This is a genomic window from Paenarthrobacter sp. NEAU-H11 (genome assembly GCF_050573415.1).
Lineage (GTDB): Bacteria > Actinomycetota > Actinomycetes > Actinomycetales > Micrococcaceae > Arthrobacter.
The window spans coordinates 1-15,422 of the sequence record NZ_JBNZGA010000011.1 but is presented as its reverse complement, the minus strand read 5'-3'; the positions used below and the strand labels follow the sequence as shown (position 1 = coordinate 15,422).

Sequence of the window (15,422 nt, the reverse complement as noted above, 5' to 3'; positions counted from 1 at the left end):
GAGCCGGAGACGGCAGGTTCAGGGCCGGGCTGCGGGGCGGCACAGGATGCGGCCAGCGCGCATGACCAGGACGCGGTGGAAGTCCCGGTCCACCACAACGACGTCGGCGCGGCGGCCCGCGCGGAGGCTCCCAAGGTCTCCGGCCCGGCCGATAATCGCCGCCGGAACGGCCGTAGCTGACTTAACGGAGGCGGCCGGATCCACACCTGCCTCGATGGTGCGGCGGACAACGTCAAGGAGGGTCGCGGTGCCGCCGGCCAGGGACCCGTTGCCGGTCAGTCGCGCCTCGGAATTCCTGACCGAGACGGAAGCAGGCCCCAGACGATAGTCACCGTCAGGCAGGCCTGTGGCGGCCATGGAATCGGTCACGAGAGCAATATTGTCCGCGCCCACCAGTTCGAAAACCATCTGAACGGTATCCGGGTCAAGATGCGCGCCGTCGGCGATAAGTTCGACGGCCACCCTGCCGGCGCCGGCCAGCCGTAGGCAAGCGGCAACAGGGCCCGGGCTGCGGTGGTGAAGCGGAGGCATCCCGTTAAACAAGTGTGTGACCGTGGGGCGCGAGATCGGTTCGCGGCCGGAGGCGGCAAGCAGTTCCGCGGCCTCCGTGAGGGAAGCCGCCGCAGTCCGTGCGTCAGAATCCGTGTGGCCCAGCGACGGAACCACGCCGTTCTCCGCAAGCTTTCGGACCAGGGCCTCCGCGCCGGCCAGTTCCGGCGCATAAGTCATGGTCCGCAGGTGACCGCCGGCGGCGTCCAGCAACTCGTCCAGCAGGTCCAGGTCGGGGTCCAGCAGGAACCGCGGGTCCTGCGCCCCGCAGCGGGCGTCGGACAGGAACGGGCCCTCGGCATGTATGCCCGCGATGAGCCCCTCGTCAGTCAGCAGCCGCAGGGCCATCATGCCCTTCAACAGGTCTTCGCGCGGCGCGGTCACCAGGCTGGCCAGCAGGGTAGTGGTACCGCTGCGGTGGATGAAGTCTATGGCAGTGCGGGCCGCGGCCAGGTTGCCGCTTGGAAAGTCTCCGCCGGCCGCGCCATGGCAGTGCAAATCCACCAGGCCTGGCAGGATCATGCTTCCGGCCGGAGGTTCGAGCGGTTCAAGTTCAGGCAGGACGGAGCGGTCAAGATCGGCCAAGGGCCCCACGTAGGCGATGATGCCGTCAACTACGGCGACCGCGGAATTCGCGGCAGAATGCCCGTCCGTCACAACTGTGCCCGAGATGAGGTAGTTGCCGGGCGGCGCGGCCGGCGGCGTCATTTCAGGGCCTCGGCGAACCAGCCGGCGATGGTGGCCGGGTGCGTGATCGCTGTCCCGACGACGACGGCGAAGGCGCCGGCGTCGAGGGCCTGCCGTGCCTGGGCGGGAGTATGGATGCGGCCTTCGGCGATGACGGGGACCCCAAAGTCCGCTCCCGCGATATGCCGAAGGAGGTCCAGGTCGGGGCCGGAGGTTTTGGGACGCTCGCCGGTGTAGCCGGACAGCGTGGTGCCCACAAGGTCTGCTCCGGCTTCGACCGCTGCCGCGGCGTCGTCGAAGGAACCACAGTCCGCCATCACGAGGGCGTGGGATTCAGCATGGATGCCGGCCACCGTCTGCGCCAGGGTGAGGCCGTCCGGCCGGCCCCGGCGGGTGCCGTCGATTGCCACAACATGGGCGCCGGCGTTGGCGACTGCCAGTGCGTGCCGAAGGGTGGGAGTAATGAAGACGCCGTCATGGCCGTCTTTCCAGAGCCCGATCACCGGGACCTCTACCGCGGAACGCGTGTGCTGCACGTCGGCCAGGCCCTGGACCCGCACGGCGGCAGCGCCTCCAATAACCGCGGAGGCGGCTACCTGCCCCGTGGTCCGGGGATCGCGCATTGGCTCCCCGGGATAGGCCTGGCAGGACACAATGAGGTGCCCGCGCAGGGCCTCGAGTGCTTCGGAAGTCAGGATCACTGGTCGGTTCCTTCGGAGGGGTTTGTGTGCGGCAGGACAAGGCGCGCAGCGCCCGCGATAGCCGCTGCGTTGCCGAGCTTGGCGGGCAGGACCGGAAGCCCGGACAAGGCGGGGAGGAGCTCGGCCCGCAGCGCCCGCTCCATGGGTTCCCACCAGGGGGCGCCGGCATCGGTGAGTCCGCCGGAAACAACAACTACCGCCGGGTCGAGGACGTTGGCCAGTCCGCCAACAGCCTGGCCGGCGGCAGACGCGCCGAGCCTTACGGCTCTGATGGCCGTAGTGTCGCCCGCTCCCGCCAGCGCGAAAACGGCCCGCGTGTCAGCCGCCTCCCCCTCGCGGCCGCCGAGCCTCAGATAGGTGGCGTGGATGGCGGGCCCGGAGGCTATGGCCTCGACATGGCCGGAACCGCCGCAAACGCAGGGAACCGGAGTGCCGCCGTCGTACGCGTAGGGTGAAGCGAAGTGGCCCACATGGCCGCCCACGAACCGGTGGCCCAGGACCGGGTGCCCGGAGAGCACAAAGCTTCCGCCGACGCCGGTGCCGAAAGCCACCAGGAGCGAACTGGCGGTTCCAGCGGCGGCACCTGCCCAGGATTCACCCAGGGCGTGCGCGTGGACATCGTTCACGGCCTTGATGGACGACGGCGGCAGGCCCAGCCGCGTTGCCAACCCGCCGGTGAGTGCCGTCCCGGTCCAGCCGAAGATCGCGTCCGTCGCCGACACCACCACGCCGCGCCCGGCATCAATCACCCCGGCAGAGCCTACCCCGACACCTGCAACATCCAGGCCTTCAGCCCGGGCCCGGCCAAGGAGGGATGAAACCAGTCCAGCGGTGGCATCGAGGAGTGCATCACTGCCGGCCCGGTTCAGAGTAGGAATCGTCTCCGGGAACAGGACCTCGCCGGCGGAGGAAACAACGCCCGCAGCAGTCTTGGTGCCGCCAAGATCAACACCGATCGCGTACTGCATCTGCTCTCTTTCTTGGGCGGTGCTAGAGCAGCCCGTTGCGTTCCAGGATCACCTTGATGGCCGTGGTCTCGGTTTCGTTGAGGGAAAGCATCGGCACGCTCATGGTGTTGGATTCGATGATGCCCATGAGCTGCAGGGCCGTCTTGAAGGCACCGAGGCCTGCCGCCCCGCCGGAGACGCGGCCATTGGGGGTGTACACAATCTCGAAGAGGTCTGCGAGGCGGTCCTGTTCGGATGCGGCCTTTGCCCAGTCGCCTGCCTGGGCGGCGTCGACGAGGCTGCGGTAGCCGCGCGGGTCCACGTTGCCCAGGCCGGGCACCACGCCTTGTGCACCGCCCAGGAGGGCGCCGTCGACAACGACTTCGTGGCCGGTGAAGATGTCGAAGTTCGGGATGTCCTTCGCCGCCAGCAGCAGTTGGCGGAAGGAGACGTCGTCGCCGGAGGAATCCTTGACGCCGGCAATCACGCCGTCACGGCCCAGCCGGACCAGCAGGTCGGTGGGGAGCTTGAAGTGCGTGCGGACCGGAACATCGTAGGCGAAGATCGGCTTGTCGACGGCGGCGTGGACGGCGCGGAAGTGCGTTTCAGTTTCTGCGGCGTTGCCGATCGCGTAGTACATGGAGGTCACCACGATGGCGTCGGCGCCGAGGTCGATGACCTTTTTCGCCTCCTCGATGACGCGGTTCGTGGTCTGCTCGTTTGCGCCGACGATCAGCGGCACGGCGTCAGCACCAGCAGACGCGTTGGCTTCGGCGATGGTGCTGACCACCAGCTCACGCTCGGCGTTGGTCATGTACGGAACCTCTGCAGAGGAGCCCAGGACGAACAGTCCGGATACGCCGCCGTCGAGCAGATGCTTGGTGACGTTGGTCAGCGACGCCGTGTCGATGCTGCCGTCGGCGTGGCGGGGGGTGACAACGGGCGGGATGACGCCCTGGAACTGGGTGGACACGTAGGTTCTCCGATGATTGGTGCTGATGGGGGGATCTAGATGTGGAGAAGGCTCGGGGCAGCGCCCAAGAGCTTCTTGGTGTAGTCGTTGGTGGGGTTGTCGAACACCTGGGCTGCGCTGCCTTGCTCGACGATCTTGCCGAAGTACATGACGCAGATGCGGTCGGAGACATACCGGACGGTCTGGATGTCGTGCGAGATGAACACCATGCCGAGGTTCAGTTCGGTCTTCAGGTCAGAGAGCAGGTTCAGCACCTGGGCACGGACGGACACGTCGAGTGCCGAGGTGGGCTCATCGGCCACAATGATGTCCGGGTCCAGCGCCAGTGCCCGGGCGATCGCCACGCGCTGCCGCTGGCCGCCCGAGACCTGTGACGGCGTCACTTCGGCTGCGGACTGCGGCAGTCCCACCAGCGCCAACAGTTCCTTGACCTTCGCTGCACGGGAAGCGGCGGTGCCGATCCCGTGGATCTGCAAGGGATCCGTGAGGATGTCCTGGACCGTCATGCGCGGGTTCAGTGCAGTGGCCGGATCCTGGAAGACCACGGACACCGACCGGCCGAACTCCTTGCGCAGCGCGGCGTTCCGCTTAATGGCGGGCCTGCCGTGGAACAGCACCTGGCCCGACGTCGGCGGCTGGAGCCCCACAAGGACCGACGCAAGCGTGGACTTGCCACAGCCGGACTCACCCACTATGCCGACGGTTTCGCCGCGGCTGATGGTGAAGTCCACGCCGTCCACTGCTTTGACTATGTTGGGCCGGAAGAGTTTGCCGCCCCGCGCCTGGTGGTAGACCTTGACGTCCTTGAGTTCGATGACCGGCTTGCCGGTTGATTCACTCATTTCGCATCCTCCTTCAGGTGGCTTGCCCAGTAGTGGTCGGCATCGCCGCCGGCCGCGGCTCCAACCGGGGTCAGGACCAGCTTCTGGTCGGGATCGGCGTCGGACCGCAGGGAACGCGGCGCGAAGCGGTCGCCCGGTGCGAAGTCGCGCGGTGAGGGAACGGTGCCGGGGATCTGGTGCAGGCGGACGGCGTCGGCCTCAATGGAGAGGACAGCGCCGAGCAGGCCGCGGGTGTACTCATGTTTGGGATTGCGCAAAAGCTCGGATGCCTGGGCGGATTCCACCACCTGGCCGGCGTACATCACGGTGATCCGGTGCGCCAGGGACGCCACCAGGGCGAGGTCGTGGCTGACGAACACCATGGCGAATCCGAGCTGCTCGCGCAGCTCGTTGAGCAGGTCGACCACCTGTTTCTGGACGGTCACATCCAGGGCGGTGGTGGGTTCATCGGCCACCACGATCTTGGGGGAGCGCGACAGGGCCATGGCGATCAGCACGCGCTGGCGCTGCCCGCCGGAAAGCTCGTGCGGGTAGCTGGCCAGGGTCCGTACCGGATCGAGCTTGACCATTTCCAGCAGCTCGGCGGGGGTCTTGCGGCCGCCGCGCCTGGTCAGCTGCTCCATCTGGTCCTTGATCTTCATGGACGGGTTGAGGGAGCTCAGGGCGTCCTGGTAGACCATGGCGATCTGTTCACCACGGAGGCCTTCGTAGGCCTTGATGCTGCTGTGCTTCGTGGCCGGATCCAGCAGTTCCTTGCCGTCGAACTTGATGGACCCGGTGACCTCTGCCGTTTTGGGCAGAAGCCCCATGACCGCCAGGGACGTGATGGACTTGCCGCAGCCCGACTCGCCCACCAGGCCCATGGTCTCGCCTTCGCGGACTGTGAACGAGACGTTGTCCACGATTGCGATGTCACCAAAGCGGGCCGGGAAACGGATGGATAGGTTCTTCACTTCCAGCACGTTGCGGGCGCCCGGTTCCACTTGGGGGAGCCTGTCGGTGCGCCTGGCTTCGATGGCGGCCAGCAGTTCCAGTTCCTTATCCAACAGCAGGTGCGGGTTCGCCGCAGCAAGCTTCGGGTCGGACAGGACGGCGGCCTGGTTGTAGTCCTCCTCGGTAAGGACGCCGCCGGGAGCCGCCTGGACGCCGTCGAGCTCGTGCTGTTCCACGACGGAGGACTGGGCCACGGACGTGCCAACTTCCGTGTCCACCGCAACTGCAGCGCCAATAGCCGCAGCTGATCCGTCGTCGTCCTTTACGGCCGCCGCCTTGCGCAGCCTGGGGTTCACCATGGCGTCGGTAAGGCCCTCGGCGAGGATGTTCAGCGACAGAACCGTGAGCAGGATGGTGGCACCGGCGAAGGTTGTGGCCCACCAGCCGCCGGAGAGCACCAGGTTGCGTCCGTAGGAGATCACGTTGCCCCACGATGGCGCGGGGTCCTGCACGCCGGCGCCCAGGAAGGAGAGCGACGCTTCGAGGATGATGGCGTCGGCCACCATGACCGTGGCGAACACCAGCACGGGGGCGGCCGTGTTGCGGACGATGTGCTTGAGGAGGATGTAGAACCGGCCCGCGCCGATGACGCGTTCGGCGCGGACGTAGTCCTCGCCGTACTGGGACAGCACGTTGGCGCGGACCACGCGGGCCAGTTGCGGGGTGTAGATGATGGCGATCGCAATGATGATGGTGGGAACCGAGTTGCCGAACGCTGCCAGCAGTACCGCCGCCAGGGCGATGCCGGGGAAGGCCATCAGGATGTCCATGAGGCGCATGATCAGTTCGTTCACGGCCTTGCTGGACGTCGCTGCGAAGGAGCCCAGCAGGGCGCCCACCAGGATGGCCAGGCCAACGGCGCCGAGGCCGATCAGCAGCGAGGACTGGGCGCCGAAGAGCAGGCGGGAAAAGATGTCGCGTCCCAGCCGGTCGGTGCCGAAGAAGTGCTCGGCGCCGGGCGGGGTGGCCGGGATGAAGGTCTCAAGCGGATCGTGCGGGGCGAGGACCGGCGCGAGGATGGCGGCCAGGACGACCGCGATGAGGAAGAGGAGGGCGATGCGGGAGCCCCAGGGTAGGGCTTTGAACCGGAGGCCCGGGGCGCTCAGCCGTTCAGCGAGTTTGCTGCGCATGGGCTATACCGTCCTGATTCGGGGGTTGATGAGCAAGTACAGGAGATCCACCACGATGTTCACCAGAACGAAGGTGACGGAGATGGTGAGCACCACGCCCTGGACGAGGTTGACGTCCAGGTTGGTGATGCCGTTCAGGATGAGCTGGCCCATGCCGGGCAGGGCAAAAATCATTTCAATCACGACGGCGCCGCCCAGCAGGTAGCCGACGCGGAGTCCCAGCACGGTCACCGGAGTCACCAGTGCGTTGCGCAGCACGTTCCGGGAGACCACCTCACGGTAGGGAACACCGTTGCCGATGGCTGTGCGCACGTAGTCCCGGTCCAGTTCCTCCACCATTGAGGTGCGGACCACGCGGATCAGTGATGCCGAGACGGGAATGCCGAGGGCGAGGGCCGGGAGGGCCATGGAGTTCAGCCATCCGCCAAAACCTGATTCCGGCGTCGCAATTCCGCCTGAGGGGAACAGGGGACTGGAGCCCAAGGCGAACCACTGGATGAGCAGGATGCCCAGCCAGAACGACGGTGTGGCGATGGCGGCTATGGAGAAGACCCGGACCAGCTGGTCCGGCCACTTATCACGGTAAAGTGCGCCGAGGATTCCGAATACCAGGGATACGACCACCGCGATAATGACGCCCAGGAACGTCAGCTGGAGCGTGAGCGGGAACGCTGAGCCGATCATCGACGCCACGGACTTGGCGGGCGGTGTGGTGACACCGAGGTCGAATTGCAGCAGCTTTGCAAGGAAAGCGAAGTATTGGACGACCAGCGGATCGTCCAGCCCATTCTCCTGGCGGTACTGCTGCTTTGCTTCTTCGCTGGCGCCTTCGCCCAGTGCCGAGCTTGCCTGATCGCCCGGTGCGGCCTGCAGTACGAGGAAGACCAGCAGGGTGATGCCCAGGATCATCAATGGCAATGCTGCGAGCCTGCGGCCCAGCAGGCGCAATATCGTGACCAATTTATTCTCCGGTGTGTTTGGATGCTGCAGTTCAATAAGTTGCGAGGCCTGCCCTGGCTGCTCCCGAGGGGATCAGGTGCGCGGGGCCGGCCTCGCAACGCAAGGGGCTGCCTAGGACGTGCGGCCGACGTCGATGAACGACATGCCAGTGGTGGGCAGCGGCTTGAAGCCGTTGAGCTTCTTGTCGTCCCACGCGCTGGGCAGCTGGCGGTGGAAGATCGGGTACAGGGGAAGTTCCTCTGAGACGAGGTCCACAATTTCGCCGGTGATCTTCTTGGCATCTGCCGCAGCTGCCTGCGAACCCTTATTCATGAGTTCCTGCAGTTTGGCGCGTTCAGGCGCGGTCCAGTAGGCACGCTTTTCCATCCAGGTAGCGCCCGAGTAGAACCAGCTCAGGAGCAGGTCCGCGTCATTACCGAAGACTGACGGATCGCCCGGAGCCGCGACGACGGAGTAGTCACCGGCGCCAACGCGGTCCGCGTACAGCGCGCCGGACTGGATGCTCTTCACTGTGACCTTCACGCCCGGGATCTTGTTCCAGGACTCGAGGATCAGCGGCGCGACATCCTTGACCCAGGCGGTGTCCGTGGTGAGCAGTTCGAACTCAAGGCTGGTGACGCCGGCTTCCTTGAGCAGCTGTTCAGCTTTACCGGCATCGTAGCCATAGACGTTCTTGGCCTTGACGTAGTCCGGGTGGCCTTCCTGGAAGTAGGAACTGGCCGGCTTGGCGTTGCCGAAGAGGGCCTTCTTGATGATGGCGTCTTTGTCCAGCCCGTAGTGCAGCGCCTGGCGGACGAGCTTGTTGTTGAAGGGGGCTTTTGCGCAGTTGAACATCAGGAACATCAGGCCAAAGGACTGGACGGATTCAACCTTGACCTTGGACTTGAGTCCTTCCACGTCCAGGTAGGGGACGTCCTCGATGGCCTGGACACGGCCGGACTGCACGGCGGTGACGCGGGCAGCGGCGTCGGAGAGCAGGTGCCAGGTCATGCCCTTGGCCAGCGCAGGCTTGGGGCCGTTATAGTCGGCGAACGCCTCGAAAACGATCTTGTCGTCCTTGACGGCGGAGATGAGCTTGTAGGGACCGGAGCCCACCGGCTTGGCATCAAAGGCCTTCAGGTCGCTGGCGAGTGCCTTGGGGACGATCTTCACCACGGAGATGCGGGGGCCGAACCCGGGGAAGGCGTACTTCAGGGTGAACTCCACCGTCTTTGCGTCGACGGGCTTTACGTCCTGGATGAACGGGATGAACTGCGAGAACAGGGACTTGTTTGCCGGGTCCATGACGCGGGTGAACGAGAAAGCGACGTCCTCGGTGGTGACGGGCGAACCGTCGTGGAACTTGGCACCATCGCGGATGGTCACCTGGTACGTGGTGTCGTTGACCTTCTTGGGGTCCGCGGCTGCCAGGGCGTTATACGGCTCGCGGGTGGCCGGATGCAGCTCCACGAGGCCTTCAAAGATGTGCAGGTTCGCGGCCATGGGCGTGGCTCCGGAGGAACTCAGGGGATCAAAACCGGTGGAGAGTGCGTAGGAGATGCCCGCCTCAATGATGAGGTCCTTGTTGATCGCGGCGGCGCTTGCGGCGCCTCCGCCGGTGGTTGTGGCTGCCGGGCTGCCGCACGCAGCCACTGAAGCGGTGAAGGCCGCGGCGACGCCCATGGCGCCAGTCAGCTTGAGGAAGTTCCGGCGGCTGGCGTCATTGACCAGCGGCAGGTTCTTGGAGGAGATGTTCATGTGGGCCTCGCGATTCCAGAGGGTTTATCGGATGTAGGACGTCCGAGCTCGTGATAAAACTGTAAGTCCCATCACAGCGCATCGTCAAGTGCGTTCGCCATCCACAACGGAGTCCAAATGTCGTCCCTCATCGTTGGTGCCTATCCTGCCCAGCCGGAAGACCTGCCGCAGCGCTTCTACCAGGAGTTGGGCTGTATCCCTTCAATCCGGGGATTGGAGCTGCCCTACGGCCCCCATGGCGGAAGCCCGTGGCCGGCGGGGGCTCCCGAGGGGTGGTCGGCCGTAGTGACCGCAATTCCCGGCACCATGAAGCGAGTGAGCCAGGCCCCCACTTTCGGCTTGGCCTCCAGGGACGATGAAGGGCGGAGGGCGGCGCTGCAGTTTGTTTCAGGCGTGCGGGATTATGCCTCCCGCCTCGCGGGCGAGGGGCACAAGGTGGAGGCAATTGAGCTGCACTCTGCGCCGCCCCTGCATTCCTCGTCCCGCTTGTTTGAGGAGTCCCTTAAGGAAGTACTCGACTGGGAATGGGGCAGCACGCGTGTGCTCGTGGAGCACTGCGACGCTCCGCGGCGGGGGAGTAGGCCGGAGAAGGGCTTTCTGACATTCGCTGAGGAGGTCAATGTCGTCGCCTCGCTCCAGGGCCAGGGGTGGGATCAGGTTGGAGTCCTGGTCAATTGGGCGCGGTCGGTCATTGAATCAGGGGACACCGGCACCGCAGTTGAGCATTTGCTGCTTGCCCGGGAAGCAGGCGTCCTCGCGGGGATTATGTTTTCCGGATGCTCCCCGGAGCCAACAGAGTTCGGATACCCATGGATTGATGCCCACCTCCCTGCTCTTGAGGTTGATGGTGCCCCGCCGAGCTCGCTGCTGAACCGCGCCGAGGTCCAGCGCTGCCTGGCGGCGGCGGGGCCGGTAGCCATCTCAGGCTTCAAGATCGGGCTTCCCCAGCATGGCCTGTCGGCCGGCGACAGGGCAGGGCGCCTGCGGCAGATGTGCGATCTGGTGGAGGCGCCGATCTGACCGGGATGGAGTGCCGTAACTGCAGATCAGTGACGGTCCGGCCGGAAGCCGGTCACGACCAAGGCCTGTGTTCGACGCGGACCGCCCCTGTTGCAGTATCGAAATGAAAGGTCCGGGACGTGCGGTGGCGGGAACCGCCCACGACTCCCTCGACCGTGTACGCCACTTCTACGGACCCTCGCTCTACCTCGGCTTCGGTCACGGTGTGCGTGGGAGTGAAGTAGAGCGCTTCCGCCCCGGGCAGGAGATCCGCAGCGGGGAACGCATCCGCGCCCGGGCCGTCCAGGCGCATCTCGGTCACTGGGAGAGTGCCGCGATTGCGTGCCCTGCCGGTGAAAGCCAGGATGTCACCGGCCCTGTAACCGGGTGTGACAGGGCCGTAGTTCAGGTCCTGTGCCTCCCGGGTGCCGATAACTTGCGCTGATTCGTCGGAGTAGCCCTGGCCGATCTCCTTCCAGGTATGGACGTTCCAGCCTCCCGTATTGGCAGGCATGACGTGGAAATCACCCGCGTTGAGCCAGGCGGCCGGGCGTCCGGGGGTGATGGAACGGAGTTCCATATCGAATACCAGTCCAGGTTCCTCCCCCGGCGCAGTCTCGGGAGGCGCAGCACGTTGTTGCGTGAGCTGCTCCGGCGGCACGGAGGCGAATACGATCTCCCGGTAACCCTGCCGCTCATACAGGACGCCGATATTGCCGTCGGGGAGACGCGCTGCCGTCGAGTACGCGGAGCTTCCCGGGCACAGGACCAGTTTCGTTGGCCAGGTGCGGCCGTTGTCCGGCGACAGGCTGAGTACAGTGTTCCGCCGCAGGGCCGTGTCGTGGTTGTTGGTGGCCAGCAGCCACGAGTCGGTGGCGCCGTCCGTCCGGCCGGCCACATTGGGCAGGCCGTCGAAACGGACAAGGGAACCGTTGTCGCTCGGATCCGGAAGCTCCTCAACGGGACTAAGCGCACTCCAGGTGGCCCCGCCGTCGTCTGATGTTGCTGCCAGGCGGCGCGGCGTGCCGCGGCTGTGCAGCAGGAGGCGGCCGTCCGCCAGTGCAACCACCTTGTTTTCGTTGGGGCTGAAGCCGTGCGTACACTCACCAACAGGCTGGCCGAGGGTCCAGGAGTCTCCGTGGTCATCGCTGTACGCGGAGGCGGCCATGATGGTGCCCTCGCAGAGGACAACGAACTGCTGCACCAGCCGGCCCGTAAAAGGTCCTGAATGGATTTGGATGCCCTGGCCGGCAGCAGCAAAGATTCCCGTGACCGGGCGGTCAGTACTGTTCTTCAGTTGGCTGGTGATCCTGCGGTGCTGCCAGGTCAGGCCGTCGTCGTCGGAGAAGCTGAGATCGCAGTGCTGGACGTACTCATCGTCCGGATCGTGGCCCGCGGTGGCTTCGAAGAATCCCGCCCGGGTGCCCGCCGCATGGAAGAGAAAGATGCGCTGCGTTTCCATGTCCACCAGCAGGCTCGGATCCCCGAAACCCTCGAGGCCTTTTCCCGTGCGGACCACGGCCTGCTTGCCCCATGTGCGGCCGCTGTCCGTGCTGCGGCGGAGCAGCAAGTCAATGGGGCTTGGCAGGTCATCAAGGTTGGGCCGGCCATCGTAGGCGGCCAGCAGGGTTCCTTGTGCGGTGACGGCGAGGGCCGGGATGCGGTACTGCCGGTAGCCGCCGGTGCCGCGGGTGGCGAGGACGTGCTCCACGGCCGGGACGGCATCTGGGAGTCGGGGGACATGAGGGAAGATGTAGGACGTCACCCCTTAAGTCTAGCAATGTGAAGCCGACCACTATACGGTGGTAGGACGTCGTATGTAGAAGGTGCAGATTTTTGCCTCTCCCGACGGTCACCTCACCAGGCCCGCAAATGCAGCGGGCACCCCGAAAGGACATCTAATTTGGGTTCCACCAAAAGAAGAACCAGACGCGCAGCAGTGGTGGGAAGGAGTGCAGGAACAGCGGCCTTGGCCCTTGCCCTGCTGGCCGGAGCCGTTCCTGCCGGAGCCGCCCCCATCCCGCCGAACAGCCCCACGGCACCTCCCGGGACCTTGTCGGAAATGAACCTGGCGGCAGACCGGACCGCCAGCAACTTCTTCTACCGGATCCCGGCCATGACATACCTGGGAAACGGTGTTGTCCTGGCCTCCTGGGACGGCAGGCCGGGAAGCGCCGCCGACGCCCCAAACCCCAACTCGATCGTGCAGCGGCGCAGCACCGACGGCGGCCGCACCTGGGGTCCCGTGCAGGTCATCGCTGCGGGCCACACCGGCAATGCAACCACCCCCAAGTACGGCTACAGTGACCCCTCCTACATTTTTGATGCCGAGACCGGCAAGGTGTTCACCTTCTTCGTCTACTCCAAGGACCAGGGCTTCTTCGGCAGCCAGTACGGAAACGACGATGCCGACCGCACTGTCATATCCTCCGCCGTGATCGAGTCCTCCGACGGCGGCGTCACCTGGAGCCAACCGCGGCTGATTACCAGCGTCACGAAGCCGGGCACCAACAAGACGAACCCCGCAGCAGGTGACATCCGATCCAACTTTGCGTCTTCCGGAGAGGGGATCCAGCTCAAGTACGGCCAGTACAAGGGCCGCCTGATCCAGCAGTACGCCGGGGATGTCAGGCAAGCTGACGGCACCAATAAAATCCAGGCCTACAGCGTCTTCTCGGATGACCACGGGGCCACCTGGCACAAGGGTGCCAACGTGGGTGACCGCATGGATGAAAACAAAACCGTGGAACTTTCGGACGGCCGGGTCCTCTTGAACTCCCGCGACAACGCCAACCAGGGCTACCGCAAGGTGGCGATCTCCACCGACGGCGGCGCCACTTACGGCCCGGTAACGCAGGACACGGAACTTCCGGACCCGGCCAACAACGGAGCCATCGCCCGGATGTATCCTGCGGCAGCGGAAGGATCCGCTGAGGCCAGGAAACTGATCTTCACCAACTCCAATTCCAAGACCGGCCGGGAGAACGTATCGGCAAGGATTTCGTGTGACGACGGAGCGACCTGGCCGGGGGTCCGCACCATCCGTCCGGGCTTCTCCGCCTATTCCACCGTGACCCGGCTGGAAGACGGGCAGTTCGGGGTCCTTTACGAGGGCAACTACACGGACAACATCACGTTCTCCAAGTTCGACGACGCGTGGTTGAACTACGCCTGCGCTCCGCTGTCAGTGCCGGCTGTCACCACCGCACCCGGTGCCACCCAGCAGGTCCCTGTCACCATCACCAACCAGGAAGCCGCCACGCTCTCGGGCGCGAACGCCACGGTCTACACCCCCAGCGGCTGGTCCGCCTCCACGGTTCCCGTGCCCGACGTCGCGCCCGGCGCCTCGGTGACCGTCAACGTCGACCTGACCGCCTCAACCAGCGCCAGCGGTCCGCAAAACCTCAACGCGGCCTTTACGACGTCGGACGGCCGGGTCTCGCAGCACACCTTCACGGCCACCGTTCCGGTGGCGCCGCAGGTAGGCCTCTCCGTCGCAGGATCCGCACCTGCCAGGGACGTCATCGCCAACCCTTACCGTGAGGGCGAGGCGCTGGGCTACTCGTTCAACGTCAGGAGCACGGCCAACGTCACGGCGAACTCGGTGCCCGTATCCGGCACCTTCGACGCCGGCTTCCTTCCGCCGTCGGCTCCGAACTGCCGGTACAACAACCTTGCCGCCGGTTCAAGCTACAACTGCACCACGGCAAAGCACACGCTGACGGCCGAGGACATCGCACGCGGCTACTTTGTTCCCCAGGCGAGCTTCACCATCACGGCCAGCTCGACGCCATCCCTCACCAAGACAGTCACGTTTACCGGTGCGGCCGTTGCGTTACGGGACGGACTGGTTGCAGCGGACATCAGCGGCACCCGGAACGATGCCGGCCGTGACCTGGCCACCCAGCCCTACACCGCCGGGGAAGCCTTTCCCTACACATTCAATGTGACCAACACCAGCCCGCTGACGGAGAAGGTCGTTCCCACGGCCGGAAATTTCAGCCCCTTTGTCCCTGAAGGCCCCGGCAACTGCCGCTACGGTGTGCTGCCCGCCGGCCAGAGCTACGCCTGCACCACGCCGCGGCATGAAGTCACCGCGGCGGAAGCCGAGCAGGGCTTCTTTGTTCCGGCCACCACGTGGGAGGTCAGTTCTTCCGGCCAGTCTGCGCGGACCTACGCCGTTGATGGCGGGGAAGTGGACCTCAAGGTCCGTGATGCACGGCTTGAGGGCACCGTAGCAACGGAGTGGAAGGACACCGACGGGGACCGGTATGCCTCTGCAGGCGACACCGTCACCTACACCTACACCCTGGGCAACGCCGGAAATGTCTCCCTGACGGAACTGAGTGCCCCCGACGCTGCCATCTACGAACCGGGCCTGGGGGTGGGCGCCACCGTAACGACAACCCGCGACTACGTCCTGACCGCTGCCGACATCGCCGCCGGACGGCTGGAGGCTGTGGAGTTCGAGGTCACAGCCGCCAACGGTGCACAGCAGATCTCCGCAATGCTGGCCGGCGGCGAAACCGTCCTGGACCTGCAGCCGGCGCGCCCGGAAACCGTTCCGGCGCTGACCGTGCAGGACCTTGAGGAACAGCTTCCGCCGTTCGATCTGGGCACCGCGGAGAAATACCGCAACGGCCAGAAAGTGGTCCTCAACGGCCTCGAATACGGCCAGTGGTACTACGTCTACCTCAACAAGCACAGCCAGCGCATCGGTTGGTTCTTCCCCACCACTCACAACACTGTGGAGTTCATCCTGCCGGCTGACGTCCAGAACGGACGCGACGACGTCGTGGTCCTCGACCAGGACGGCAAACAGGCCTCCTTCGACAGGCTGCAGGTGACCCCGAAGGGATAACCGGCCAGAATTCAAGGAGAACAGAGTGGACAGGAACGGCCGG

At 65.5% G+C, this 15,422-nt stretch carries 11 protein-coding genes; 2 read left to right on the top strand and 9 right to left on the bottom strand.

Features of this window, described 5'->3' with window-relative positions:
- Nucleotides 1-18: 18 nt before the first annotated feature.
- The 8 genes from nagA to ACQ3DC_RS14330 form a co-directional block, all read right to left on the bottom strand.
- Nucleotides 19-1,257 (bottom strand): N-acetylglucosamine-6-phosphate deacetylase, encoded by a 1,239-nt coding sequence (gene nagA, locus ACQ3DC_RS14365; RefSeq protein WP_430752280.1) that lies wholly within the window; start codon nucleotides 1,255-1,257, stop codon nucleotides 19-21.
- Nucleotides 1,254-1,937: an N-acetylmannosamine-6-phosphate 2-epimerase gene (locus ACQ3DC_RS14360; RefSeq protein WP_430752279.1), complete on the bottom strand. Its 684-nt coding sequence runs from the start codon at nucleotides 1,935-1,937 to the stop codon at nucleotides 1,254-1,256. Before ACQ3DC_RS14360 ends, nagA begins: the two co-directional genes overlap by 4 nt.
- A complete protein-coding gene (locus ACQ3DC_RS14355; protein ID WP_430752278.1) occupies nucleotides 1,934-2,905 on the bottom strand; it encodes an ROK family protein in 972 nt (323 codons plus the stop codon). Before ACQ3DC_RS14355 ends, ACQ3DC_RS14360 begins: the two co-directional genes overlap by 4 nt.
- Before the next feature lie 22 nt (nucleotides 2,906-2,927).
- A complete protein-coding gene (locus ACQ3DC_RS14350) occupies nucleotides 2,928-3,857 on the bottom strand; it encodes a dihydrodipicolinate synthase family protein (protein WP_430752277.1) in 930 nt (309 codons plus the stop codon).
- A gap of 35 nt (nucleotides 3,858-3,892) precedes the next feature.
- Nucleotides 3,893-4,699: an ATP-binding cassette domain-containing protein gene (locus ACQ3DC_RS14345; RefSeq protein WP_430752276.1), complete on the bottom strand. Its 807-nt coding sequence runs from the start codon at nucleotides 4,697-4,699 to the stop codon at nucleotides 3,893-3,895.
- Complete coding sequence (locus ACQ3DC_RS14340) at nucleotides 4,696-6,822, bottom strand: dipeptide/oligopeptide/nickel ABC transporter permease/ATP-binding protein (protein WP_430752275.1); 2,127 nt, start codon at nucleotides 6,820-6,822, stop codon at nucleotides 4,696-4,698. Before ACQ3DC_RS14340 ends, ACQ3DC_RS14345 begins: the two co-directional genes overlap by 4 nt.
- Before the next feature lie 3 nt (nucleotides 6,823-6,825).
- Nucleotides 6,826-7,782 carry an ABC transporter permease gene (locus tag ACQ3DC_RS14335; protein WP_323057261.1) on the bottom strand — a complete coding sequence of 319 codons (957 nt, stop codon included), beginning with the start codon at nucleotides 7,780-7,782 and terminating at the stop codon, nucleotides 6,826-6,828.
- Between the two features lie 111 nt (nucleotides 7,783-7,893).
- Nucleotides 7,894-9,519, bottom strand: a complete 1,626-nt coding sequence (locus tag ACQ3DC_RS14330; protein ID WP_157242445.1) for an ABC transporter substrate-binding protein — start codon at nucleotides 9,517-9,519, stop codon at nucleotides 7,894-7,896.
- 117 nt (nucleotides 9,520-9,636) lie between these two features.
- Between ACQ3DC_RS14330 and ACQ3DC_RS14325 the strand changes: the two genes are divergently transcribed.
- Nucleotides 9,637-10,539, top strand: coding sequence for a DUF4862 family protein (locus tag ACQ3DC_RS14325; protein ID WP_421093630.1), 903 nt, complete (start codon nucleotides 9,637-9,639; stop codon nucleotides 10,537-10,539).
- A gap of 52 nt (nucleotides 10,540-10,591) precedes the next feature.
- On the opposite strand, the gene ACQ3DC_RS14320 is transcribed toward ACQ3DC_RS14325, so the two are convergent.
- Nucleotides 10,592-12,283, bottom strand: coding sequence for a sialidase family protein (locus ACQ3DC_RS14320; RefSeq protein ID WP_430752274.1), 1,692 nt, complete (start codon nucleotides 12,281-12,283; stop codon nucleotides 10,592-10,594).
- A gap of 177 nt (nucleotides 12,284-12,460) precedes the next feature.
- Here ACQ3DC_RS14320 and ACQ3DC_RS14315 point away from each other — a divergent pair, with 177 nt between their 5' ends.
- Nucleotides 12,461-15,379 carry an exo-alpha-sialidase gene (locus ACQ3DC_RS14315; protein WP_430752362.1) on the top strand — a complete coding sequence of 973 codons (2,919 nt, stop codon included), beginning with the start codon at nucleotides 12,461-12,463 and terminating at the stop codon, nucleotides 15,377-15,379.
- Nucleotides 15,380-15,422: the final 43 nt, after the last annotated feature.

Coding starts and splice junctions, on each gene's coding strand:
- nagA (WP_430752280.1), bottom strand. CDS start 1,257: ATGACGCCGCCGGCCGCGCCGCCCGGCAACTACCTCATCTCGGGCACA.
- ACQ3DC_RS14355 (WP_430752278.1), bottom strand. CDS start 2,905: ATGCAGTACGCGATCGGTGTTGATCTTGGCGGCACCAAGACTGCTGCG.
- ACQ3DC_RS14345 (WP_430752276.1), bottom strand. CDS start 4,699: ATGAGTGAATCAACCGGCAAGCCGGTCATCGAACTCAAGGACGTCAAG.
- ACQ3DC_RS14340 (WP_430752275.1), bottom strand. CDS start 6,822: ATGCGCAGCAAACTCGCTGAACGGCTGAGCGCCCCGGGCCTCCGGTTC.
- ACQ3DC_RS14330 (WP_157242445.1), bottom strand. CDS start 9,519: ATGAACATCTCCTCCAAGAACCTGCCGCTGGTCAATGACGCCAGCCGC.
- ACQ3DC_RS14325 (WP_421093630.1), top strand. CDS start 9,637: ATGTCGTCCCTCATCGTTGGTGCCTATCCTGCCCAGCCGGAAGACCTG.